The sequence below is a fragment of the Streptomyces sp. NPDC052101 genome, from assembly GCF_040680235.1.
In the GTDB taxonomy this organism is placed as follows: Bacteria; Actinomycetota; Actinomycetes; order Streptomycetales; family Streptomycetaceae; genus Streptomyces.
Map to the genome: position 1 here is coordinate 1 of NZ_JBFAWH010000054.1, position 24,584 is coordinate 24,584.

Here is a 24,584-nt window from a genome sequence, read left to right on the forward strand (position 1 = left end):
AGCCCCGCGAAATGCCCCACCACCGCTTCCACCGCGGCCGCATCCCCACTGACCACCGTCTGCGACGGACCGTTCAACCCCGCCACCGACACCCGGCCCACCACACCGGCCACAACCTCCAAAACCTCCGGCTCCGACGCCTCCACCGACGCCATCGCCCCACCCGCCTCACATGCCTGCATCAACCGGCCCCGCGCCGCCACCAACCGCGCCGCATCCGCCAGATCCAGCACCCCGGCCACATGCGCAGCCGCAAGCTCACCCACCGAATGCCCGGCCACCGCCACCGGCGCGATACCCCACGCCCGCCACAACCGGAACAACGCCACCTCGACCGCGAACAACGCCGGCTGCGTGAACTCCGTCTCATGCACCAACACCGCATCCACACTGCCCTCAGCGGCGAACACCACCGCCGCCAACGGCACCCGCAGATACGGATCCAGGGCCGCGCACACCTCGTCGAAGGCCTGCCGGAACACCGGGAAGGCCGCATACAGCCCCCGGCCCATCCCGATGCGCTGACTGCCCTGACCGGTGAACAACACCGCCAGATCACCACCGGCCGAAGCACCCTCCACCACATCCGGATGCGCCCGGCCCTCAGCCAGAGCCTCCAACGCCTCGACCGCCTCCGCCGCCGAAACCGCCGCCACACCCGCCCGGAACTCGAAATGCGTCCGGTGCCGGGCGGCGGTCGCGGCGATGTCCAGGAGGTCGCCCGGGGACGCGTCGCGGACGCGGTCGGCGAGCTGGGCCGCGTTGCGGGCGCGGGCCTCCTCGGTCTTGCCGGACACGGTGAGGGTGACGGGCGCCTTGGGGGCGGTGCGGTCGGGACGGCCGTGTACGGCGGACCAGTCGAGGTCGTGGCCCTCGCACCACAGGCGGGCGGCCACGTCCTCCAGGGCGGTACGGGCGGGCAGGTCGCGCCGGCAGGCCGCCAGGGCGGCGGAGCGGGCGTCGCCCAGCGCGGCGAAGGTACGCTCGAAGGAGTGCCGGGCCACGGGGTGGGGGGCGATCTCGACGATGCGCAGTCCGCGGGTGGCGGCCGCACCGGTGTGTGCGAGCCGGGTGACGGACTCGGCCAGCAGCATCGGCTCGCACATGTTGCGTGCCCAGTAGCCCGCGTCCAGGGCGTGGCCGTCTACCTGGTCGGCGAGCACCGTCGACCACAGAGGGACGGACGTGGTCCGGGTGTCGACGGTGCCGAGGCGGCGTACGAGTTCGGGGGCCAGGTCCTGGAGCGTGGCGCTGTGGGACGCGTAGTCGATGTGGACGCGCAGGGTGCGCACGTCGGCGGCAGCGAGTTCCCGCTCCACGGCGGCGACGGCTTCGGTGGGTCCGGACAGGCAGACCTGGCCGGGGGCGAGGTGCCCGGCCAGGGAGAGGTCTGGGGCCGTGTCCCGGATGAGGTCGGTGGCCTCCTCGCGGGTGAGGTCGCAGACGACGAGGGTGCCGTGGCCCGAGGCGCGTTCGGCGATGAGCGCGGACCAGGTGGTGATGACCCGAGCACCCTCGTCGAGGGTGAGGGCGCCCGCGACGACGGCCGCGGCGACCTCTCCGACGCTCTGGCCGAAGACGGTGTCGGGCTCCAGGCCCCAGGCGGTCAGCGTGCGGGCCAGGGCGATCTGAAGGGAGAAGAGGACGGGCTGGACCACGTCGGTGCGGTGCAGCCGGGAACGGGTCTCGTCGGCGAGCAGTTCCTCGGTCACCGACCAGCCGGTGAACCGTCGTACGGCGCGGTCGCAGGCGTCGAGGGCGGTGCGGAAGGCGGGTTCGGCGAGCAGGTCGCGGCCCATGCCGAGCCACTGGGAGCCGTGGCCGGAGAAGAAGAAGGCGAGCGGGGGGCGTTCCCCGGTCCGTACCGGGCCCGCGACGAGGCCGGCGGTGGCGGAGCCGGTGACGGCGGCGACGGCGCGGTGGGCGGCGGACTGCTCGGGTGCGGGCGGGAGTTCGCCCGCGCCGTGGGCGGCGAGTGCGGTGACGGCGTCGTGCAGGGCCTGCTCGCCGGCGGCGGTGACCGGGACGAGGCGCCGCCTGCGGTGGGGGGCCTCCTCCAGGGCGATGTGGGCGTTGGTGCCGCCGAAGCCGAAGCCGCTGACGCCGGCGTAGCGGCGGCGGGTGGCGGGCCAGGGCTGCTGTCCGGTGACGACGCGGAGTCTGCCGCGCTCGAAGTCGATGTGCGGGTTCGGCTCGTCGAAGTGGAGGCTCGCGGGCAGTTCGCCGTGGTGGAGGGCGAGGGCGGTCTTCAGCAGGCCGACGACGCCCGCGGCGGGCTCCAGGTGTCCGAAGTTGGTCTTGGCCGAGCCGAGGCGCAGCGGCTCGGTGCGTCCTTCGGCGAAGACGGTGCCGAGCGCTTCGGCCTCGATGGGGTCGCCGAGGAAGGTGCCGGTGCCGTGGGCCTCGACGTAGGAGACGTCCTTGGGGTCGATGCCCGCGTCCTGCCAGGCGGCGCGCAGGACGTCGACCTGCGCGCCCGGATTGGGGGCGGTCAGGCCGTTGGAGGCGCCGTCGTTGTTGACGGCGGTGCCGCGGATCACGGCGTAGACGCGGTCGCCGGCGGCGAGGGCGTCGGACAGGCGGCGCAGGACGATGACGCCGCATCCCTCGCCGCGGACGTAGCCGCCCGCCCGGGCGTCGAAGGCGCGGCACTGGCCGTCGGGGTTCATGCCGCCGAACTTGGTCATGGCGACGGTGGTGTGGGGGTGGAGCATGACGTTGACGCCGCCCGCGAGGGCGAGGTCGCTCTCGCCGCGCCTCAGGCTCTGTACGGCGAGGTGGGTGGCGGTCAGCGAGGAGCTGCAGGCGGTGGCGACGGCCATCACCGGGCCCTGCAGACCGAGCGTGTAGGCGATGCGGGCGGGGATGATGGAGTTGTCCCAGCCGACGGCGGAGTGGGTGCCGATGGTCTCGGGGTCGGCGCCGGTGGCCAGGTGGTATTCCTGTGCCATGGTGCCGAGGAACACGCCGGTGCGGCTGCCGGTGAGGGCGCCGGGGACGATCCGGGCGTCCTCCAGCGCGGCCCAGGCGACCTCGAGCGCCATGCGCTGCTGGGGGTCCATGTGCCGGGCCTCGGCGGGCGAGATGCGGAACAGCTCGGCGTCGAAGCGGGAGACGTCGTCGAGGAAGCCGCCCCAGCGGGTGGTCATCTTTCCGGGGGCGCGCGGGTCGGGGTCGAGCCACTCCTGGGCGTTCCACCGGTCGGCGGGTACTTCGCGGATCGCGTCGAGGCCCTCCACCAGGGCCTGCCACAGCTGTTCGGGGGTGTCGACGCCGCCGGGCAGCCGGCAGCCGAGGCCGACGACGGCGATCGGCTCGCCGTCCGCGGCGCGGCTGCGGACGGCCGGGGTGTCGGGGGCGGCGGCGATGCCGGTGAGGTGGGCGGCGATGCCGGTGATCGTGGGGTGCTGCCACACCACCCAGCCGGGAACGGGCCGGGCGAGGTGCTGGGACAGGGCGGCCACGACCGACATGATCCGGACGGAGTCCAGTCCGAGGTCGCGCAGCGGCCGGCCGGGGTCGACCGACTCCGGTGTGACGTCCAGCAGTTCGGCGACCGTCGCCCGCAGGAAGGCCACCACGTCGTCGGCGGTGGTCGGGGCCTGGCTCTCGCCGCTGTTCACCTGGGCATAGCTCATCTGCTCATCCTCGAAGCTCGTTGAAGCCGACGACCGGCGCCCGCGGCCCGGGCGCGTCCCGTGCACGGCGCCCGTCCCACCCTCGGACGCCGCCCTGGAGACGGGGTGGAGCCGCGCTTCATCCGGCCACGTGTGCCGGAGCCCGTCGGCTGTTTCCGTCTCCCTTCTGCCGAAGCCGGCCCGCCCGCCCCTGGCGTCGGGGCCGGGGGCAGGCGGGCGGGTGTGGCTCGGTCCTTACGACTCAGCCGTCACGACTCAGTCCTTGCGACTCAGTCCTTGCGACTCAGTCGTCACTACTCAGTCATTGCGACTCAGTCCCTGTGGCTCAGTCCTTGCGGCCGACGACCGCCGCGGTCGCCGAGGGCGTGGCGGTGGACGACGTGCCGTCGCCGCCGGGCTCGGGGCTGAGCGGGCCGATCTCGCCGTACTGCCTGCGGATCTCCGGGGTGAGCCGGCGGGACTTGGCGATCTCGGAGTAGACGCTGACGGCCTCGGTGGGGATGCGCTCCATGGTGGAGCGGTCGACCTTGTACAGGCCGAAGTGGGCCTTGTAGCCCTGGAGCCACTCGAAGTTGTCCATCAGGCTCCAGTGGTAGTAGCCGCGCACGTCCACGCCGTCGGCACGGGCGCGGAAGATCTGCTGCAGGGCCCGCACGATGAACTCGGCGCGGCGCTTGCCGGAGTCGGTGGCGATACCGGACTCGCTGACGACGAGCGGAAGGCCGCGGAAGCGGGCGCCGAAGTCCTTGAGCACCGGGTAGAGCCCGTCGGGGTCGGACTCGTAGCCCATGGCCGGGACGAAGTAGGACTTGTCCAGCTGCGGCATGCACGGCGCGGTTCCGCACACGTCGACGTTGATCACCGGCAGGGTGGTGGGGCCGGGGGTGGTGCCGGGGTCGGAGACGCCGGTGCGGTCGTAGAGCTGGATGCCGAGCCAGTCCACGGAGTTCTTCCACTCGGGGTGGGACTCGTCGGGGACGCCGTCGAAGTCGGAGTCGAAGCTGCCCTTCCACAGGGAGTCGATGAAGTTCAGCTCGAAGAAGCGGCGGAAGCGGTTGACGGCGGCGATGTCCCGCGGGTCGTTGCTGATCTTGCCGTCGCGTACCGGGACGTACTGCTTGACGCTCAGGGTGAGGCCCACGGAGGCGTGCGGGTCGTGCTTCTTGATCGCGCGGTACATGGCCACGTGGGCGTTGATGTAGTTGCGGATCGCGGGCACGAACTTGGTGGAGAAGTTGGTGGGCAGGTCGGCCTTGCCGGGCGGGCCGGCTCCGAAGGCGTGCGAGAACAGCATGTAGACCATGGGCTCGTTGAGCGTGGCCCACTCGTGGACCCGGTCGCCGAACCGCTCGGCGATCACGTCCGCGTACTTCGCCATCTCCTGGACGACCAGGGGGCCGCCGACCGGGTTGTCGAGGCCGCACAGGTTGGTGTCGGAGGGACCGTTCTTGCAGGTGGGGTCCTCGGGGTTGTCCACCCACACCGGGTTGGCGAAGTGGTGCAGGACGAGGACCGGGCGGATGCCGCGGGCGAGGAGTGCGTCGATCTCGTCGCTGTAGTGGTCGAGGGCCTTCTCGTCGAAGTAACCGCGGCGCGGCTCGACGCGGGCCCACTCGATGTTGAACCGGTAGGAGTCGACATGCAGGTTCTGCAGCAGGCCGATGTCCTGCATGGCCTTGGAGTAGCCCTGCACACCCTCACCGACGAACGGGCTCTTGCCCATGCCGTCGGGTGCGGGCTGTGTCCACTTGTACCAGTCGGTGTTGGTGTTCTGGTCCTCGATCTGGGTGGCGGAGCTGGCCACGCCGAACCGGAAACTGCCTTTGCCGGAGGGGTCGCTCAGCGAACCGATCCGGGGAAAGGACTCGGTGCGCAGGGCCTGGGTGTCGCTGCCGGTCTCCTCGCCGACGGCTGCGCCGGCGGTCGGTATCAGCAGACCCAGGGCCAGGACAGCGCCCGCGATCTTCAACAGTCGCTTCACGGTGCCTTCCAGTGGGGATAGACGGACTGGACCAGGGGTGCACCGCACGAAGCATGAGCGCAGTCCCCCGCAGGCCACACCCTGGGCGCTTCCGCTCGACGGGCGCTCGAACGGCCGTACAGCCACCGGGAATCCGGGGCGCGGGCACATACGGCGAGGGCCTGCCGCCCGGTGTCACCGGGTGGCAGGCCCTCGTGTCATGTCGTGGTCAGCGCGCCTCGGTCAGGAAGGACTCGACGGCATCGGCCGCGACGGCGGGTCCGTCGGTGGCGCGCATGCCGCGGCTCAGACCGTCCACCCGCTCGCGCACGCCCTGGTCGCCGGCGACCTCGTCGATCGCCTGGCGCAGGCTCTGCGCGGTGGTGTCCTCCTTGGCCAGGTGGCGGCCGAGGCCCAGCTCGGCCACGCGCAGGCCGTTGGCCCTCTGCTCGTTCATCTGCGGGATGACCACCATGGGCACACCGTGGTAGAGCGCCTCCATGGTCGAGTTCATCCCGCCATGGGTGACGAACAGGCCGGCCCTGCGCAGCACCTCCAGCTGCGGTACGTGCCTGCGTACGTCGAAGTGGGCGGGCAGGTCGCCGAGTTCGGCGGGGTCGAGGTGGTCGCCGACGGCCATGACCACCTCGTACTGCGAGTCCCGCAGCGCCTCGACGGCGGTGCCGAAGAACTCGGGCCAGCCGGTGGCGGCCGTGCCCAGCGAGATGAGCAGGACGGGGCGGTCGGCAAAGGACGGCTCCCAGGCGCCCTGGAAGGAGCGGTCGCCGAGGCAGGGTCCGGCGAACACGAACCGCTCGTCGAAGGTCTCGCCGTCGTAGTGGAACTCGCGCGGCATGAAGACGATGCCGCGCTTCTCGATGCCCTGGAAGAACGCCATCGGGTCGGCCGGCAGCCCGTACTCGGGCAGCAGCGCGGCGAGCTGTCCGACCATGTCCATGACCTGGGGGTCGGACATCTCCGCGATCGGGAACCGCTCCTGAATGTTGAAATGCTCGTTCCACGCGTACGACGGGAAGAGCCGGACCACCGGGATGTCGTTCTTCGACGCGAAGAAGCGGGCTCCCCAGGCCATGAAGTCATGCACGATCAGATCGGGCTTGTTCTTCTCGTAGAATGGGCCCACCTGCTCGACGAGCGTCGTCGCCTCGTTCAGACACCGCAGTCCTTCTCCGGCATTCGCCTCGGCCGTGTACGGGCTGCGGTAGAACTCGCCGAACACCGACTCGTAGACCACGGCCTCGGCACCGACTCCCTCGACCGCGGGGACAAAGTGCTCGGTGACGGTGCACGTCACCCGGTGTCCCCGCTTCACCAGTTCCTCGACCACGCCGAGCGTGGGATTCACATGGCCGATGGCCGGGAAATTGAAGAAGGCGATGTGAGACATGAAAGCTTCCCCTTTCGGGCACCGAACGCTGCGGGACCAAGTCTGGACCACACCGTAGCAGTGCCCGGCGGGGAGCCGTCTAGAAAGGAACGTGCTTGCCCAGGGCCACCCGCAGGCAGCCGATTTGGCCGCAATGGTAGGCATCGTGCATCTGAATGATCGACAGCGCCTTGCCGAGATTCTTGAGCCGGTCGTCCCCGAAGGGTTCGAGCGGGGACTGGCGGTCGAGGTCGGCGGGGGTCAGCCCGGCCACGAACTCGCGCATGCGGGCGTGGACCGCCTTGTAGAGGTCGATCATCTCCTCAAGGGACGGACCGACGGACCAGTCGAAGTTGTCGTTGCCCGCGTAGCGGCGCGAGAACTCCTCGGTCACCAGGGACTCGGTGCCCTGGTGCAGGGTGGAGAAGTAGTCGGTGGCGCAGGTCAGATGACCCAGGAACCACACGAGCGGCTTGTGCGGGGCCGGCGCGAGGCGCGCACTGGCGTCGTCGAAGTCCTCGGCGAGCTGGAGGACCATCTCGAAGGCGAGGTCGAAGTGGTGCAGGAAGTGCGTGGTGAGCGACTCCTGCGGCGGGGCCTGTACGGGCGCGGTCATCTACCGGGTTCCTCTCGGTTCTTTTTCCATGATCGTGGCAAGGTCTTCTCAAGTGGTTCTCGAGCGATCGTCGAGCGGTTCTCAGGCGATCCTCAGGCGGCTCTCTGCTTTTTCACGTACCGGGTGAGGCGAATTCACTGGTACCCGGCGTCCGTACGGCCGTAAGACGGGCTCGCGCTTCCTCCCAGGTAGGCAGTTCCGTGGTTTCCTCGACCGCCCAGTGCGCGCCTTCCCAGTCGAACATCAGCTCACGCACCCGGCGTGCCGCCGCAACGTGCGCTTCCGACTTCATGAAACCGGCGAGTGCTTTCTCGTCCTGCCAGATACTGAGGCTTCGGGTGCTGTTGAAGTTGTTCTCCGAAATGGCGAGGGAGACGGCCAGGAGACCGGGGCGCGTATAAAGCTCCCGAAGGATCGCCTCATTCAGCTGGATGGCCACCGGCTCATGTCCGGGCTTCGGCCAGCCGACCGATGTCGCCACAATGTGACGGCCCCGGATCGGCTCTTTCAGAAGTCTGGTTTCGGGGTCGACGGCGGGACCGGTCCAGGGCGCCACCACATTCAGGTCGGATTCGTCTCCCTCGGCGAACTCCTGCAGGGTGGCGGGTATCGGCCTGTTGTTCTCCGGCATTTCTCACTGCTCCTTGCGTCGTACGACGAGCCGCTTGATCTCGGCCGCCTGGAGGTGCAGCACCCCGAACTCTGGCTTGCGCACCGGCTCCAGTTCCGCCAGCAGGGGGGCGATCGCCCGCAGGACGGCCCGCAGTTCGAGGCGGGCCAGGTGGGAGCCGAGGCAGACGTGCTCGCCGTGTCCGCCGAAGGCGACGTGGGCGCGTGCGTCACGGGTGATGTCGAAGCGGTACGGGTCGTCGAAGACGGACGCGTCATGGTTGCCCGCCGGGTACCACATGGCGACCGTCTCGCCCTTGCGGATGCGCTGTCCGCCGATCTCCGTGTCCTGCCGGGCGGTGCGGACGAAATTCACCGCGATCGAGGTCCAGCGCAGGATCTCCTCGACGGCGCTGTCCACGAGCGAGGGGTCCTCGTTCAGCTTGCGCAGCTGCTCGGGGTGGTCCAGCAGGGCCTGGATGCCTCCCGTCGTCGCGTTGCGGGTGGTGCCTATGCCCGCGACGAGCAGGTTGAAGATGGTGTAGAGGATCTCGTGGAAGGCCAGCGGCTCACCGTCGATGCGGGCCCTGGCCAGCCGGCTGAGCACATCGGTGCCGGTGCCGTCGATCTGGGCCATGCGCTCCTGGACCAAGCCCGCCACATAGCCGTTGAGGGCGGTCATGTTGCGGGCGAAGGTCGCCTCGGCGTCCTCGCCCTCCCGCTGGTTCTCCGGGTCGGCGGCGCCGGTGGTGCCCTCCGTCCACTCGAAGATGTCGTCCCAGTCCTTCAGCGGGGCTCCGACCAGCTCGCAGATGGCGGCGACCGGCAGCCGTGCCGACAGATGGCGGGCCACGTCCGCCGTGCCGTGCTCGTCGAGGCGGGCGACGAACTCGGCGGCGTATCCCGCCGCCAGCTCGTGGAAGCGGTCCTCCAGCTCCGCTATCGCCTTCGGGGTGAAGCAGGGGGCCATCACCTGGCGCAGATGGCGGTGGCCCGGCGAGTCCATGTAGGACAGGGCCGGCGGCAGATCGGGGCGGTGCCCGAACATCTGGGCCCGCTGCTCGAGCTGGATCTCGAACATGTCGACGGCCTCGGGGGTGTCCAGGGTGACCCGCTGGGCGCTGGAGAAGATCTTCGGGTTGCGCGAGACCCAGGCGATGTCCTCGTGCCGGGTGAGCACCCAGAACGGCTCGAAGCCGGGGCGCCGGTACCAGAACACCGGGGCCTCGCGGCGCAGCAGGTCGAACTCGCGGTAGGGGTAGCCGCCGGCGGCGGCGTAGGCGGACTCGTCGGTGATGTCGAGGGTGTCCAGGGTGAGCATGTCCTCGGTCCTTCGTCAGCGGGGCGTGTGGTCGTTCAGGAAGGCGACGATCGCCTGGACGGTCTGCTCCCGGCGGTCCCCGGTGTCGTAGCCCGCGTCGAGGATCCGTGCGCCGGGTGCCTCGTCGGCGATCCGCTTGGCCAGCGCCTCCGGGTGCAGCGTGTCGGCGCCGGGAAGGACCAGCAGCGGGCGGTCGAAGCCCGCCATCCACTCCTCGGGCACGGAGAAGTACGGCGAGCCCTCGGGCCAGATCCCGTCGCGGAAGCGGACGAGCGAGACGATGTAGCGCTCGCGGCGCAGCGCCAGGATCTCCTCCCGGAACTCCGGGTCGTCGTGCAGGCGCCCGGCGTACGGTCCGGCGGCCGGGTTGCGGGTGAAGCCGCTGTCCTCGGCGGCGGCCGCGATCACCCCGGCGAGGCCCTCGGCGCGGGCGTGGCGCATCGGCTCGTCGTAGGTGCCGAGGAAGTCGCCGAGGGTGTTGCCCTCGGCGAGGCCGACGGGCCGCTCGCAGACCACGGAACGCACCCGCTGCGGGGCGTCGTGCGCGAGCCGCCAGGCCAGGGCGGTGCCGGTGCCCGCGGCGACCACGTGGACCTGCTCGACGCCGAGGTCGTCCAGGACCGCCTGGAGGTCGGCGGCGGCCTGCGGGTACGAGAACGGCTCGTAGGGAGCCGCGGTGCTGCGGCCGGTGTGCCGCTGATCCACCGCGATCACCTGGAACGCGCCGGCGAGTTCGGCGACCGGGTCGTAGAAGTTCCGCGACCAGGAGGCGATCTCGCCGCCGGCCGCGCCGTCGGCGAGGAGCAGGACGGGGAAGCCGCGTCCGTGCACCTCGTAGTGGATCCGCGCTCCGTCGGGGCGCACTGTCTCAGGCATGCGGTTCCTCCGCTGTCACAAGGTGGGTGATCACGTTCATGAGCTGGGCCGCCATCGCGGAAGCGTTGACGATCGGGGCGGCGTGGGTTCCCTCGATGCTCGTCCGGGTGAAGGGGCCGGCGGTCAGCTCCCGCCACACCTCCATCGCGCCCGGGTGCAGCACCGGGTCCTCGCTGCCCTCGACCGCGAGGACGGGCACCCCGAGCGGGGCGCGGGTGACACCGCGCAGCACCGTGCGGTGGCTTTCGGCGAGGACGGTGTCGGCGCGCAGCCGGCCGACGTACTCGGCGAGCAGCTCGTCGCTGTCGAGGATCTGGTCGGGCAGCAGGCCCCGGAAGATCTGGGCGAGTTCGTCGAGTGCGACCTGGTCGAAGTCACCGTCCGCGGTGACCTCGGCGAGCCGGCGCAGCCCGTCGGTCGGCTCGGCCAGCGGCGGCAGCGCGCAGGCCGCGACGAGTGCCAGCGGCGGCACCCCCGGCCGGTGGGCGAGCCGGTGGGCGACCTCCCAGCACAGCCAGGATCCCTGGCTGTGCCCGTAGAGCACGGCCGGGGCGTCGAGCCGGTCCGCCACAGCGGCGACGACCTGGTCGGCCACGGCCATCATGTCGGTCATGGCGGGTTCGCCGGCGCGTGCCTCACGGCCCGGCAGCTGGACGCCGACGAGTTCGACGTCGTCCGGCAGGTGCCGTACGAGCGGTACGTATCCGCCGGTGGTGCCGCCCATGCCCGCGACGCAGAACACCCGGGCCCGGGGCCGCTCGGCGGGCTTGAGCACCCGCAGCCACGGCCCGGTGCCGGGCTCGGCCGCGGTGGCGGACGGCCCGCCGTCGGGCAGGAGTTCCTCCAGTACGCGGGCGGCGATCCCCGCGCAGCTCGCCTGCCGCAGGATCATCTCCGTGGTCAGCGGCAGGCCGGTGCGGCGGATCAGCTGGTTGCGCAGGGTCACGGCCATCAGGGAGTCCAGGCCCAGCTCCTGCAGCGGCTGTTCGCCGGGCAGGGTGTCCGCGGCGCGCCCCAGTACGGGGGCGGCCTCGTCCTTCACCAGATCGGTGACCGTGCGCAGCCGGTCCTCGGCGCTCTGCGGGGCGAGCCGGGTGCGCAGTTCGCGGCCGGCCGACGCCTCGGCCAGGCCCTCGGGCTCCTGCTCCGGCCGGGCCTCCTCGATGGTGTCGAGGAGCGGGCGCGGGCGCGCGGCCCGGTAGGCGGGGGCGAACCTGGCCCAGTCGATGTCGGCCACGCCGAGCGCGACGCTGCCCGCGCGCAGTGCGAGGTCCAGCGCGTCCAGGGCCCGCGCGGGCGGCATGGAGCGCAGCCCCCGGGAGCGGGCCGCCTTCTCCGCCTCCGCGGAGACCATGCCGCCTCCGGCCCAGCCGCCCCAGTGCAGCACGGTGGCGGGCAGTCCGAGGGCGTGGCGGTGCCGGGCGAGGGCGTCGAGTGCGGTGTTGGCGGCGCCGTAGGCGCTCTGGCCCGCGCCGCCCCACAGGCTGGCGCCGCTGCCGTACAGCAGGAAGGCGTCCAGCCGGTGTCCGGTCAGCGCCTCGTGCAGGTGCCGGGCGCCGAGGACCTTCGCCGCGACCTCGTCGGCGGCCGCCGGTGCGGTCAGCTCCCCGATGGGGGCCATGCGGGAGACACCGGCCAGGTGGGCCACGACGGTCAGCGGGCAGGTGTCGTCGGCGCTGCTGCGCGCGACGAGTTCCGCGACCTGCCCGCGGTCGGTGACGTCGCACTGCTCCAGGGTCAGCCGGACGCCCTGGTCGGCGAGTTCGGCAGCGAGCCGTTCGGTGCCGTCGGTCGCCGCGGCCTGCCGGGAGGCCAGCACGATGTGCTGGGCGCCGTGCTCGGCGAGCCTGCGGGCGAGGTGCAGTCCGAGTGCTCCCCGGCCGCCGGTGATCAGCGCGGTGCCCCGGGTCGTCCAGGTGTCGCGGGCGGCGGGCGGTGCGACGCGCCGCAGACGGCGTACGTATCTGCCGTGGGCCCGCAGCGCGGCCTGGTCCTCGTGGTCGCCGCCGGCGAGGTGGGCCACGAGCTGGCGGGCCCAGCCGTCGTGCGGCTGCTCCGGGATGTCGACGGTGCCGCCCCAGCGCAGGGGGTCCTCCAGTGCCGCCACCCGGCCGAAGCCGCTGACCAGGGCGGCGGCGGGGTCGGGAGCGGCGTCGGTGCCGTCGACGGCGACCGCGCCCCGGGTCAGCGCCCAGAGGGGTACGGCGAGTTGGCGGTCACCGAGGGCCTGGAGCAGGGCGAGGACGGCGAGGAACCCGTGGGTGGTGCCGCCCGGCCCGGGTGCCGCGTCCAGCGAGGCCAGGGTCAGGACGGCGTCCGGCGGCTCGGGCAGCGCGGCCAGCGCCCGGCCGGCGGCCGCTCGGTCCGCGGTGCCCGGGACGCGGTGCACGCGGGCACCGGCGGTGCGCAGGGCGTCCTCCACCGAGGCGGCGACGGCCTCCTCCCCGTCCCCGGTGACCAGGGCCACGGTGCCGGTGAGGGTGCCGTCCCCGGTGAGCGCGAGGGGTTCCCAGGTGTCCTCGTACAGCCAGCCCGCGATCTTCGTGTCGCTCTCCTGGCGGCGCCGCCAGGCGTTCAGCACGGGCAGCAGCTCCTCGATGCTCTGCCGCAGCTGTTCGGGGGCGTCCAGCAGTTCGGCGACGGTCGCGGCCTCGCCGTCCCCGACCGCCTCCCAGAACGCCTCGCCGGCCGCCGCGGCCGCCGTGCGGGGTGCCTGCTCCTGAAGCCAGTAGCTCTGCCGCTGGAAGGCGTAGCCGGGCAGCTGCGCGACCCGCGCCGGGGACAGCACCCGCTGCCAGTCCACCGTGTACCCGTGCGTGTACAACTCGCCCAGACTGCACAGCAGTTCGGCGCGTCCGCCGCGGCCGCGGCGCAGGGTGCCGGCCACCACGGCCCGCGCACTGCCCTCGGTCAGCGGCATCGCCAGCACCGGATGCGGGCTGACCTCGACGAACACATCCAGCCCGGCCTCCAGCAGCGCCCGCTGCGCCAGGTCGAGCCGGACCGGCTCGCGCAGGTTCCGCGACCAGTACGCGGCGTCCAGCGCGGTGCCGTCCAGCAGGCCGCCAGTGACGGTGGAGTAGAACGGCACGGTCCCGGCGCGCGGCTGGATCCCGGCGAGTTCCGCCTCCAGGTGGGGCAGCAGGCCGTCCATGTGGTGGCTGTGCGAGGCGACCGGCGCCTCCAGCTTGCCGCACACGACGTCGTCGTCGTCCAGCTCGAACAGCAGCTCCTCGACGGCGTCGGCCTCTCCCGACACCGCCACCGACGAAGGCGTGTTGACGGCCGCGACCGAGATCTTCCCGCCGTAGCCGGCGATCCGCTCGACGACCTGCTCCAGCGGCAGTTCCACCACCGCCATCGCGCCCACGCCCGCCACGCCCTGCAGGGCCCGGCTGCGTACCGCCACGATCCGCGCGCCCTCGGCCACCGTGAGCGCGCCGGCGACGACCGCGGCCGCGATCTCGCCCTGTGAGTGCCCGACCACCGCGGCCGGTTCCACTCCCAGTTCCCGCCAGGCGGCCGCGAGGGCCACGTACATGGTGAACATCACCGGCTGCACCACGTCCAGCCGTTCCCAGGTCAGCTCCGGCGCGCCCTGTCCGAGCAGCACGTCCGTCACCGACCAGCCGGTCCATGCCGCGAGTGCCGCGTCGCACTCGCCGACGGCCTCGGCGAACGCCGCGGACTGCGCGAGCAGTTCCCGCGCCATCCCGTCCCACTGGGCGCCCTGTCCGGGGAAGACGAAAACCGGCCGGCCGGTGGCACGGGCCGTGGCACGGGTCAGGTCCGGGTGCGAGCGGCCCTGCGCCAGGGCGGTGAGTGCCGCGCGGAGTTCGGGTACGCCGGTCACGGTCGCGGCGGCTCGCTCGGTGAAGTGGGTGCGGCGTGTGGCGGAGGTGGCGGCGATGTCGGGCAGCGGGGTGTCCGGGTGCCTCTCCAGCCAGTCGGCCCAGCGTCCGGCCTGCTCGCGCAGCGCGGTGTCGTCGCGTGCGGACAGCAGCACCGGCACGGCGGTGTCGTCGCCCGCGGGCATCTCCTGCCGGTCGGGCGCCTGTTCCAGCACCACGTGCGCGTTGGTGCCGCCGATCCCGAAGGACGACACTCCGGCCCGGCGCGGCCCGTCCTCCGCGGGCCAGGGCCTGGTGTCGGTGTTGACGTAGAACAGGTTGGGGTCCATCCCCATCTCGGGGTTGGGGTGCTCGTAGTTGAGGCTGGGGACCAGTTCGCCGTGGTGCACGACCAGGGCCGCCTTGATGAGTCCGGCGATGCCGGCGGTGGCGTCGGCGTGGCCGATGTTGGTCTTCACCGAGCCGATGGCGCAGGGCTCCTCGCGTTCGACCGCGCCGAACACCTGCTGCAGGGCCTGCACCTCGATGGGGTCGCCGAGCGCGGTGGCCGTGCCGTGGGCCTCGACGAACCCGACCGAGGACGGGTCGACGCCCGCGACGGCCTGGGCCTCGGCGATGACGTACGCCTGCCCGGCCACGCTCGGCGCGGTGAACCCGGCCTTGTCGGCGCCGTCGTTGTTCACGGCGCTGCCGCGCAGTACGGCGTAGACGGTGTCCCCGGCCTCCAGCGCGTCGGACAGCCGGCGCAGCACGAGCATGCCCACGCCGCTGCCGAAGACGGTTCCGGCGCCCTTCTCGTCGAAGGCCCGGCACCTGCCGTCCGGCGAGACGACCAGGCCCTCCTGGTGGACGAAGCCCTGCTTGAGCGGGATGGTCAGGGACGAGGCGCCGACGAGCGCGACGTCGGACTCCTGGCGCAGCAGGCTCTCGCGGGCCAGATGCGCGGCCACCAGGCCGGTGGAGCACGCCGTCTGCACGGTCAGGGCGGGGCCCCGCAGGTCGAGCTTGTGGGCGACCCGGGTGGCCAGGTAGTCGCTCTTGCCTCCGATCATCGAGCGGTAGAAGGACGACATGTCCTCCGCCTCGGGCTGCGGATAGCCGCCGAAGCCGGTGCCGCCGAAGACGGCCACCTTGCCGTCGAAGGTCCGCGGGACGATGCCGGAGTGCTCCAGCGCCTGCCAGGCGCACTCCAGGAAGAGCCGGTGCTGCGGGTCCATGACCAGCGCCTCGGCGGGCGAGTAGCCGAAGAAGGAGGCGTCGAAGAGGTCCGGGTCGTCCACCAGGCCCCGGGAGCGCACATAGTCGGGGTCGGCCAGTTCCTCCTCGGTGGCGCCCGTCGCGCGCAGTTCGTCGTCGGTGAAGTGGGTGATGGACTCGATGCCGTCGCGCAGGTTGTGCCAGAAGGTGTCCAGGTCGGGGGCGCCCGGCAGTCTGCAGGCCATGCCGACGATCGCGATCGCGTCCTCGCCGTCCCGTTCCCGGCGGGCCGCCGCCTGCTGCCGTACGAGGGTGGCCGGTGAGCCGTCGCGCAGATAGGCGGCCAGCTGACGGACCGTGGGATAGCGGAAGAGGGTGGACAGCGGGAACTGACGGCCCAGGGCCGCGCAGATCGCCTTGTGGGCCTCCAGGGCGGTCATGGAGGTGGCGCCCAGTTCGAAGATGCCCTTGTCGGGGTCGATGTGCGCGATGTCCAGCACCTCGGCCCAGGCCCGGGTGACGACGTCCTCCAGGCTGTCCCCGGTGGCGGGCCCGGCGGGTGCGGCCGGTGCCGTGGGGGCCTGCAGCGCCCGGAGCGCGTTGCGGTCGACCTTCTTGTTCGGGGTGTGCGGCAGCTCCCCCATGCGGATCAGCCGGGAGGGCACCATGTAGCCGGGCAGCCGCTCCGCGAGCAGGTCGCGTACGTCCTCCTCGGCGACGGCCTGCCGGGTGGTGTAGTACAGGCACAGCCGCGGATCACCCGCGATGTCCTCGCGCACCACGGCGGCCGTCTCGGTCAGCGCCGGATGCTCGGCCGCGACCGCCTCGATCTCGCCCAGCTCGATCCGGTGCCCGCGCAGCTTGACCTGCGCGTCGACGCGTCCGCAGAACTCCAGCGACCCGTCGGCCCGGTAGCGGACCACATCGCCCGTGCGGTACATCCGCCCGCCCGCCGCGAAGGGGTCCGGGACGAACCGTTCGGCGTTCAGCTCGGGCCGGTTCAGATACCCGCGGGCCACCTGCAGCCCGCCGATCCACAGCTCGCCCCGCACCCCGCGCGCGACCCTGCGGCGCGCCGGATCCAGTACGTACAGCCGGTTGTTGGCCAGCGGTTCACCCAGGGCGACATCGCCGGGTACGGCGTCCCAGGCCGCCGACCACACGGTCGTCTCGGTCGGCCCGTACATGTTCATCACACCGTCCGGGCACAGCCGCAGCAGCTTGCGCGCCAGGCCCCGGTCCAGTGCCTCCCCGCCGACCAGGATCTTCTGCAGGCCCTGCACGAGCGCGCGGCCGTCGGCGTCGGCCAGCAGCATCCGCGCCAGCGACGGCGTGCACTGCAGATGGGTCGGCGCGTACGGCACATAGCCCGCCCATGCGGCCGGGCCGCCCTGCGCGACCACCACGCGGTAGCCGCGCGTCAGCGTCCAGATCAGTTCCAGGGTGGAGATGTCGAACGACAGGCTCGTCACCGCGAGCCAGGTGTCCCCCGGCCCGCCACCGACCCGGGCGTCCATCGCCGTGCAGAAGTTCGCGAACTGGGCGTGCTCCAGCTGCACGCCCTTCGGCAGCCCCGTCGACCCGGAGGTGTAGATGACGTACGCGAGGTCCGGCAGGTCCGGCAGCGGTACGTCCTCGGGCAGCGCGGCGTCGTCCGGGACGGACAGGGCGTCGGCCGCCAGGACCTCGATCCCGTCACCGGCGATCTCGCTCTCGCCGGCCCGGGTGGAGACCACCACCCGCAGCCCGCTGTCGGCGATCACATGCTCCAGGCGGGCCTTCGGGTACTCCGGGTCCAGCGGCACGTACGCGCCGCCGGCGAGCCAGGTCGCCAGCACCGCCACCACCAGGTCGGCGGAGCGCGGCAGATGGACGCCCACCAGGCTCTCCCGGGTCACCCCGGCCGAGCGCAGGTGTCCGGCCATCACCCAGGCCCGCGCCAGCAGGGCCCGGTAGGTCAGCTCCGTGCCGTCGCAGACCAGCGCCACCGCCTCGGGCGCCGTACGGGCCCGCGCCACGATCCGCTCCAGCGCGGCCGGCGCAGCCTGCGACGCGGCCGAGCTGCCGCCGTGCTCCTCCAGCCAGGCGAGTTCGGCGGCGTCCAGCACCTCCAGCTCGCTCACGCGGCGCGAGGCGTCCGCGGCCACCGACTCCAGCAGCGTGACAAGGGCCGCCACCAGCCGCTCGGCCGACGCCCGGTCGAGCACACCCGGCAGGAACTCCAGCTCCGCGCGCATGCCGTGGGCGCCGGGCGCGAGGGTGAGGCCGACGTCGGCCTTGGCGACGCCGCGGGGGGCGCCGCCGACGGCTCCGTCCTCGCTGGGCACCCAGGCGTCCGCGCCCTCGCCGAGGGCGGGCAGCGCGGTGCTGCGGTAGTTGAAGACGGCTCTGAAGAGCGGGTTCTCCTCGCCGGCGCGGGCACCGGCGGCGACCCGCACGATCTCGGTCAGCGGCACGTCCTGCCGCTCCAGCAGCCCCAGCACCCGCCGCCCGGTGGTGGCCAGCAGCTCGGTGAACGACGGGTCGCCGGTCAGGTCGCAGCGCAGCGGCAGGGTGTTGACGAGGAAGCCGGACATGCCGTCGGTGCCGGCCAGTTGGCGGTTGGCCCAGACCGTGCCCAGCGCGAAGTCGTCGGCGCCCGTCGTGCGGGAGAGCAGCACCGCGAACGCGCTCGCGTACAGCGTGTACGGCGTCACCGACGCCTGCGCGGCGATCTCCTCCAGGCGGGCGTGCAGGTCCGCGGGCACGGTGAAGCCGACGGTGCCGCCCTCGTCGCCGTCGTCGGCGGCGGCCGGCGCGAACTCCAGCCGGTCCACGCCCGCAAGCTCGGTCCGGTAGAAGTCCAGGGCCTGCGTGAAGTGCCCTTCGTCGATCGCGCGCCGTTCCCAGGCCGCGTAGTCGCCGAGGTGGAACTCCGGCTCGGGCGCCGTCGGCTCCTTGCCGTCGGCGAGCGCGCGGTAGGCGTCGAAGAGTTCCCGGGTGAGCAGGGTCAGCGACCAGCCGTCCGTGACGGCGTGGTGCAGGGTCAGACACAGCAGCTGGCCCTCGGCGGTGTCCAGCAGGGCGCAGCGCAGCAGGGTCGGCCCGCCGAGGTCGAACGGCTCCAGCTCCTCGCGGCGCAGCCGCTCCTCGACCGCCTCGGGTGCGGCGCCGGTGAGGTCGTCGTGGACGAAGGGCAGCGGGTACTCGGCGGCGACGGCCTGGACGAGGTGGCCGTCGCGCCGGTGCAGACCGGTGCGCAGGGCCTCGTGGCGGTCCATCACCCGGCGCAGGGCGCCGGCGAGCAGGCCGGGGTCGACGGGGCGCTCGATGCGCAGCACGAGCGGGGTGTTGTACCGCGCGGTGCCCGGCTCCAGCTGCTCCAGGAACCACAGCCGCCGCTGGCCCTCGGTCGCCGGGTGCGCCTCGCGCCGCTCGGCGCGCTCCAGGGGCGAGCCGGCGGGTCCGCCGGAGAGGTCGAGGCCGTCGGCCAGCAGGCGTGCGGCGATGTCGCGGGGTGTCGGGTGCTTGAAGGCGAGGTTGGTGGGCAGGGCCGCGCCGAAGAGTTCGGTCAGCCGGTTGCGCAGCTGCAGCGCCATGATCGAGTCGAGGCCGAGTTCCTGCAGGCGCTTCGCGGCCGGCACGGGCTCCGGGGCGCCGAGGACGGTGGCCGCCTCCTGCTGGACGATCTCGGTCAGGGCGCCGGCCCGGGCCTCCTCGTCGAGCGTGGCGAGCCAGCCGCGCAGCGCGGCGGGACCCGCGTCGTCCTGCGCCGCGCCGGTTCCGGCCGACCGGTGGGCGAGGGCCTCGCGTTCGGCCGGGTCGAGGGTGCGCAGGCCGGACACGTCGGTCCAGTAGGCGCGGCGCTGGAAGGCGTAGGTGGGCAGGCCGATGGCCCGGGAGCGGGGAAGTGTGCCGAGGACGTGCGCCCAGTCCACCGCGAAGCCCTGCGCGTGCAGGGCGCCCAGGGAACGCAGGAGCTGCCCGGCGCCGCCGTGTTCGCGGCGCAGGCTGCCGGCCACCGCGCCCTGGACGTCCGCGGTCGCCCCGGTCAGCGCCATGCCGAGCACGGGGTGCGGGGAGATCTCCACGAAGACGTCGAAGCCGTCGGCGACGAGCGCGTCGAGCGCCCGGTCCATGCGGACGGTGCGGCGCGCGTTGCGGCACCAGTAGTCCGCGTCCAGCGCGGTGCCCTGAAGGATGCCGCCGGTGACGGTGGAGTAGAACGGCACGGTCCAGGCGGTGGGGCCGAGGCCGGCCAGCTGTTCGGCCAGCCAGGGCAGCATCGGGTCGATGTGCGCGCTGTGCCCGGCCGTGTCCGAGGCGATACGGCGGCAGAAGACGTCCGTGCCCTCCAGCGAGGCCAGCAGGGACTCCACCGCGTCCACGTCGCCGGAGACCACCGCCGAGGCGGCGGTGTTCACCACGGCCACGGACAGGGCGTCCCCGTAGGGAGCGATCAGCTCCTCCACCTCGGCGACGGGCAGCTCCACCAGGGCCATGGCGCCCCGCCCGCTGCACTCACGCAGCTGCCCCTGGGAGCGCAGCGCGGTCAGCCGGGCGCCGTCCGCCAGCGACAGCGCCCCGGCGACGACCGCGGCGGGCACCTCGCCCTGGCTGGAGCCGACGACCGCGGCGGGCTCGACGCCGAGCGAGCGCCACACCGCCACCAGGGAGATCATCACGGTGAACAGGGCGGGCTGGAGCACGTCGATGCGCTCCAGGGTCAGCTCGGGGTCGGCCTGGCCGCGCAGTACGTCGAGGACGGACCAGCCGGTCCACGGCTCGAGGGCGGCGTCGCACTCCTCGGCGGCGGCGCGGAACACCTCGTTGCCGTCGAGGAGTTCCAGGCCCATGCCCACCCATTGGGAGCCCTGCCCGGGGAAGACGAAGACGGGCTTGCCGCGTTCCTGGGCCAGGCTCGTCACCACGCCCGGATGCGAGGTGCCGTCCGCGAGCGCGCGCAAGGCCTCGGCGGCCTCGGCCGGCCCTTCGGCCAGCACGCAGGCGCGTGCCTCCAGATGGGCCCGGTGCAGTGCGGCGGTGCGCACGGTGTCGCGCCAGTCGGCGTCGCCGTGCTCGGCCAGCCAGTCGGCCCAGCGGGCGGCCTGGCCGCGCAGGGCCTGCTGGTCGTGCCCGGAGAGCAGCAGCGGGTAGGTGGCGGCGTCGATGGCGCCGGTGTGCTCGCCGGCCGCCCCGTCACCGGCCGCACCGTCGCCGTTCGTCTCGCCGGTGGGTGCTTCCTCGACGATGACGTGTGCGTTGGTGCCGCTGATGCCGAACGAGGAGACGCCGGCGCGGCGCACGCGTTCGCCGCGCGGCCAGGGCACGGTTTCCCGCAGCAGCGCCAGTCCGCTGTCCTGCCAGGCGATGTGCGGGCTGGGCTCCTCGGCGTGCAGGGTCTTCGGCAGCGTCTCGTGCTGGAGCGCCAGCACCATCTTGATCACGCCGGCCACTCCGGCGGCGGCCTGGGTGTGGCCGATGTTCGACTTGGCGGAGCCGAGCCGCACCGGGCGGCCCGGATCGCGGCCGGGTCCGAACACCTCGGCGAGCGCGCCGGCCTCGATGGGGTCACCGAGGGGCGTGCCGGTGCCGTGGGCGTCGACGGCGTCGATGTCCTGCGGGTCCAGCCGGGCGGCGGCGAGCGCGTCGCGCACGACGCGCTGCTGGGCGGGCCCGTTGGGGGCGGTCAGGCCCTGGCTGCGGCCGTCCTGGTTGACCGCGGAGCCCCGGACGACGGCCAGGATACGGTCGCCGTCGCGCCGGGCGTCGGACAGCCGCTTGAGGACGAGGATGCCGGCGCCCTCGGACCAGATGGCGCCGTCGGCGTGTGCCGAGAAGCTCTTGCAGCGCCCGTCGGGGGCCATCGCGCCGAGCCTGCTGGACTCGACGAACATGGCGGGGGAACTCATCACGGTGACACCGCCGGCCAGTGCCAGGTCGCACTCGCCGGAGCGCAGCGCGCTCACCGCGGAGTGGATGGCGACCAGCGAGGACGAGCAGGCGGTGTCGATGGTGAGGGCCGGACCCTGCAGTCCGAGCGCGTAGGCGATCCGGCCGGAGACCACGCTGCCGGAGATGCCGGTGCCCTGGTATCCGTCGAGCACGTCGAGGGGGGCGTTGCCGGTGTCGTAGTCGGAGCGCATCGCGCCGAGGTACACACCGGTGCGGCTGCCGGTCAGGCCGTCGGGCCGGATCCCGGAGCGCTCCAGGGCCTCCCACGAGGTCTCCAGCACCAGCCGCTGCTGCGGATCCATCGACACCGCCTCGCGCGGCGATATCCCGAACAGGTCGGCGTCGAACTGCTCCAGGTCGTCGAGGAATCCGCCACGGTCGGCGTAGCTCTTCCCGAGGGCGGTGGGATCGGGGTCGTAGAGGTCGAGCCCCTCCCAGCGGTCCGGGAAGGGGCCTATGCCCTCGCGGCCCTCGGCCAGCAGCCGCCAGTACTCCTCCGGGGTGCCGGCGCCGCCGGGCAGCCGGCAGGCCATGCCGACGATGGCGGCCGGCTCGTGCAGCCGGTCCTCCAGTTCGGCGTTGCGTTCCTTCAGTCGCAGGACTGCGGCCATGGCCCGCCGCAGCCGGTCCTCGTTCGCCTGGGCGTTCATCTCCGCCATCCGTCTCGCCGTCTCGTTCTGTCGCAGGAAGGTCGCAGGAAGGGGTGGTGCGCGGGTCGATCAGCGCTCGACCGTGACGTCCATGTACGGCGGGAACTCGGGCAGCCGGGCGCCGTCGTGTTCGAGCACGGTCAGTCCGCCGTCCTTGGCCACCTCGCGGAAGCCGGAGAACTTGTAGGTGACGTACATGGTCCGGTTGCGGTCGGTGGGCACAAACTCCGCGCGCAGCGCGACGCCCGCCTCGTGGGCGGCGCGGATCAGGTGGCCCAGCAGCACGGTGCCGACACCGCGCGACATGACCCGGCAGGACATCAGCAGCAGCTTCACGGTCCACGCGCCGGTGCCGCGTTCGACGAGGGCGAGCCCGATCCGGCCGTAGGTGCCGTAGCGGTCCTCAAGACCGGCGACGAGCAGGTCATGGTCGGGCGAGCGCCTGAAGGCGTCCAGTTCCTCGTAGGAGTAGGTGTAGCCGGTGGCGTTGAGCTGATGGGTGCGGACGGTGAGTTCCTCCGCGCGCTGCAGGTCGCGTTCCTGGGCGGCCGCGATGGTGAAGCGCATGTCCAGGGAGGCGAGGAACTCCTCGTCGGTGCCCTGGTGGGTGTCCTCGGCCTGCTTGCGGCGGGCGTCGGCGCGGTAGAGGTGGCGGCGCTCGCGCGAGTCGCCGGTGACGAACCGCGGCTGCATCTCGGGCAGTTGGGGGATCGCCCCGGCGTCGGCCGCGTCGATGCAGAGCACCTCGGCGTGCGCGAAGCGGACCTCGTCGCGTTCGAAGGGCTGGTCGTCGACGAAGGCGAGGGTGTCGATGCCGATGTTGATCGCCTCGGCGACCGCCCGCACCGAGTCGGACTTGTTGCCCCAGTTGATCTGCGGGTACAGGAAGTACTCGGCGAGGCCGAACTCCTCCAGCTTCGCCATGGCCGCCTCGTGGTCGTTGCGGCTGGCGATCGAGTGCAGGATGCCGCGCTCGTCGAGGGTGCGGATCACCTCGACGACGGCGGGCCGCAGCGTCACGTCGCCGTCCTCCAGCAGCACGCCGTCCCACACGGTGTTGTCGAGGTCCCAGACCACGCACTTGACGGTCTGGGCGGACTTGGCGGTCGTCGTCATCGCGAACTCCTCGGTGCACGCTCTTGGAAGGCGTACTCGGCAAGGCCCACTTGGTGGAGCTGCGCGCTGCCCTCGATGATCTCCATGACGCGGGAGTCGCCGAGCAGGCGCTGGACGGGGTAGTCGGAGCTGCAGCCGTTGGCGCCGTGCAGCTGTACGGCGTCGGCGGCGGCCCGGCCGGCGGTGGTGGCGGCGAAGTACTTGGCGGTGGAGGTGGCGGCCAGCGCGCCGGGGTCGCGTGCGTCCCGCAGCCGGCCCGCCTCCAGGCACAGCAGCCGGGCCGCCCGGGCATGGGTGTACATGTCGCTGATCAGGCGGCGCACCAGCTGGTGGTCCTTGATGAGGGAGCCGAACTGCTCGCGCCGGCCGGCGTAGTCGACGCTCGCCTCCAGGCAGGCGTCGAGGATGCCGACGCACCCCCAGCCGACGGTGTAGCGCCCCAGGTCGAGGGCGGCGCCGACGACGTGGGAGACGCCGAGGCCGGGCCGGGCGAGCAGATTGCCGCCCGGGATCCGGCAGCCCTCCAGGTACACGTTCGCCGTCATCGAGGCGCGGATGCCGATCATGTCCTCGATCAGCTCGGTGCGCAGGCCGGGGGTGTCCCGCTCGACGAGCAGCGCGGTCGGGCCCTCCTCGCTGCGGCCGACCACGAGGAAGAGGTCGGCCGTCTCCCCGTAGGTGATCCACTTCTTGTGGCCGTCGGCCACCCAGTCGTCGCCGTCGCGGACCAGGCGGGTGGTGACGCCGGCCGCGTCGCTGCCGGCGCCCGGCTCGGAGACGGCGAGCGCGGCGATGCGCTCGCCGCGGGCCAGCCGGGGCAGCCAGGTCTCCTTCAGCTCCCGGCTGCCCCAGCGGGCGATGGCGTGCGCCACCATCGTGTGCACGGTGAGCAGGCTGCGCACCGAGGAGCAGGCCCGGCCCAGTTCCGCGGCGAGCAGTCCGAGCGTGACCGCGTCGCAGCCGCCGCCACCGTAGGCGCTCGGCACGGACAGCCCGAGCAGGCCTTCGTCCGCGAGGAGCCGGATGATCTCGGGCGGGGTGCGCTGGGCCCGGTGCCAGGCGTCGGCGTGGGGTGCGATGTGGCGGTCGGCGAAGGCCCTGAACTCCTTGCGGGCCTGCTCCTGTTGTGCGGTGAGCGCTCCGGTCATCGTCGTCGTGTCCGCTTCCTTCTACTGCGCCACCGGGACGGACAGCTTGCGGCTGACGAAGGCGTCGAGCGCGCTGATGGAGCGGAAGTGCTCCAGCTCGAGGTCCTCGTTCTCGACCGTGATGCCGAACTCGTGCTCGACGAAGGAGACCAGCTGCATCGCGAACATCGAGCTGACGAAGCCGAGTTCGAAGATGTCGTCGTCGTCCTTGAGGTCCTGGACCGGGAAGAAGCGGGAGAGGTACTCCGCGATCCGGGTCCTGTTGTCCGTGCTCATCTTCT

At 72.6% G+C, this 24,584-nt stretch carries 11 protein-coding genes; all 11 read right to left on the reverse strand.

Annotated features, from left to right (window positions below; genetic code table 11):
* Positions 1-3,638: acyltransferase domain-containing protein (locus AB0L75_RS41035; RefSeq protein WP_365191382.1), on the reverse strand; the 3,638-nt coding region annotated here is incomplete at its 3' end.
* A 325-nt stretch (positions 3,639-3,963) separates the two neighbouring features.
* Positions 3,964-5,619, reverse strand: coding sequence for a family 1 glycosylhydrolase (locus AB0L75_RS41040; protein ID WP_365191383.1), 1,656 nt, complete (start codon positions 5,617-5,619; stop codon positions 3,964-3,966).
* Between the two features lie 208 nt (positions 5,620-5,827).
* Positions 5,828-7,006, reverse strand: a complete 1,179-nt coding sequence (locus AB0L75_RS41045) for a macrolide family glycosyltransferase (RefSeq protein WP_365191384.1) — start codon at positions 7,004-7,006, stop codon at positions 5,828-5,830.
* Between the two features lie 79 nt (positions 7,007-7,085).
* Positions 7,086-7,601 (reverse strand): DinB family protein, encoded by a 516-nt coding sequence (locus AB0L75_RS41050; protein ID WP_365191385.1) that lies wholly within the window; start codon positions 7,599-7,601, stop codon positions 7,086-7,088.
* A 112-nt stretch (positions 7,602-7,713) separates the two neighbouring features.
* Positions 7,714-8,232, reverse strand: coding sequence for a DUF3291 domain-containing protein (locus tag AB0L75_RS41055; RefSeq protein ID WP_365191386.1), 519 nt, complete (start codon positions 8,230-8,232; stop codon positions 7,714-7,716).
* Between the two features lie 3 nt (positions 8,233-8,235).
* Positions 8,236-9,531, reverse strand: a complete 1,296-nt coding sequence (locus AB0L75_RS41060; protein WP_365191387.1) for a cytochrome P450 — start codon at positions 9,529-9,531, stop codon at positions 8,236-8,238.
* Between the two features lie 15 nt (positions 9,532-9,546).
* On the reverse strand, positions 9,547-10,407 hold the full coding sequence (locus AB0L75_RS41065; protein ID WP_365191388.1) for an alpha/beta hydrolase: 861 nt from the start codon (positions 10,405-10,407) through the stop codon (positions 9,547-9,549).
* Complete coding sequence (locus tag AB0L75_RS41070) at positions 10,400-22,039, reverse strand: amino acid adenylation domain-containing protein (RefSeq protein ID WP_365191389.1); 11,640 nt, start codon at positions 22,037-22,039, stop codon at positions 10,400-10,402. Before AB0L75_RS41070 ends, AB0L75_RS41065 begins: the two co-directional genes overlap by 8 nt.
* A gap of 69 nt (positions 22,040-22,108) precedes the next feature.
* Positions 22,109-23,155 carry an HAD-IIIC family phosphatase gene (locus AB0L75_RS41075; protein ID WP_365191390.1) on the reverse strand — a complete coding sequence of 349 codons (1,047 nt, stop codon included), beginning with the start codon at positions 23,153-23,155 and terminating at the stop codon, positions 22,109-22,111.
* Positions 23,152-24,303, reverse strand: coding sequence for an acyl-CoA dehydrogenase family protein (locus AB0L75_RS41080; RefSeq protein ID WP_365191391.1), 1,152 nt, complete (start codon positions 24,301-24,303; stop codon positions 23,152-23,154). Before AB0L75_RS41080 ends, AB0L75_RS41075 begins: the two co-directional genes overlap by 4 nt.
* 21 nt (positions 24,304-24,324) lie before the next feature.
* Positions 24,325-24,579, reverse strand: coding sequence for a phosphopantetheine-binding protein (locus tag AB0L75_RS41085; RefSeq protein WP_365191392.1), 255 nt, complete (start codon positions 24,577-24,579; stop codon positions 24,325-24,327).
* Between the last annotated feature and the right edge of the window lie 5 nt (positions 24,580-24,584).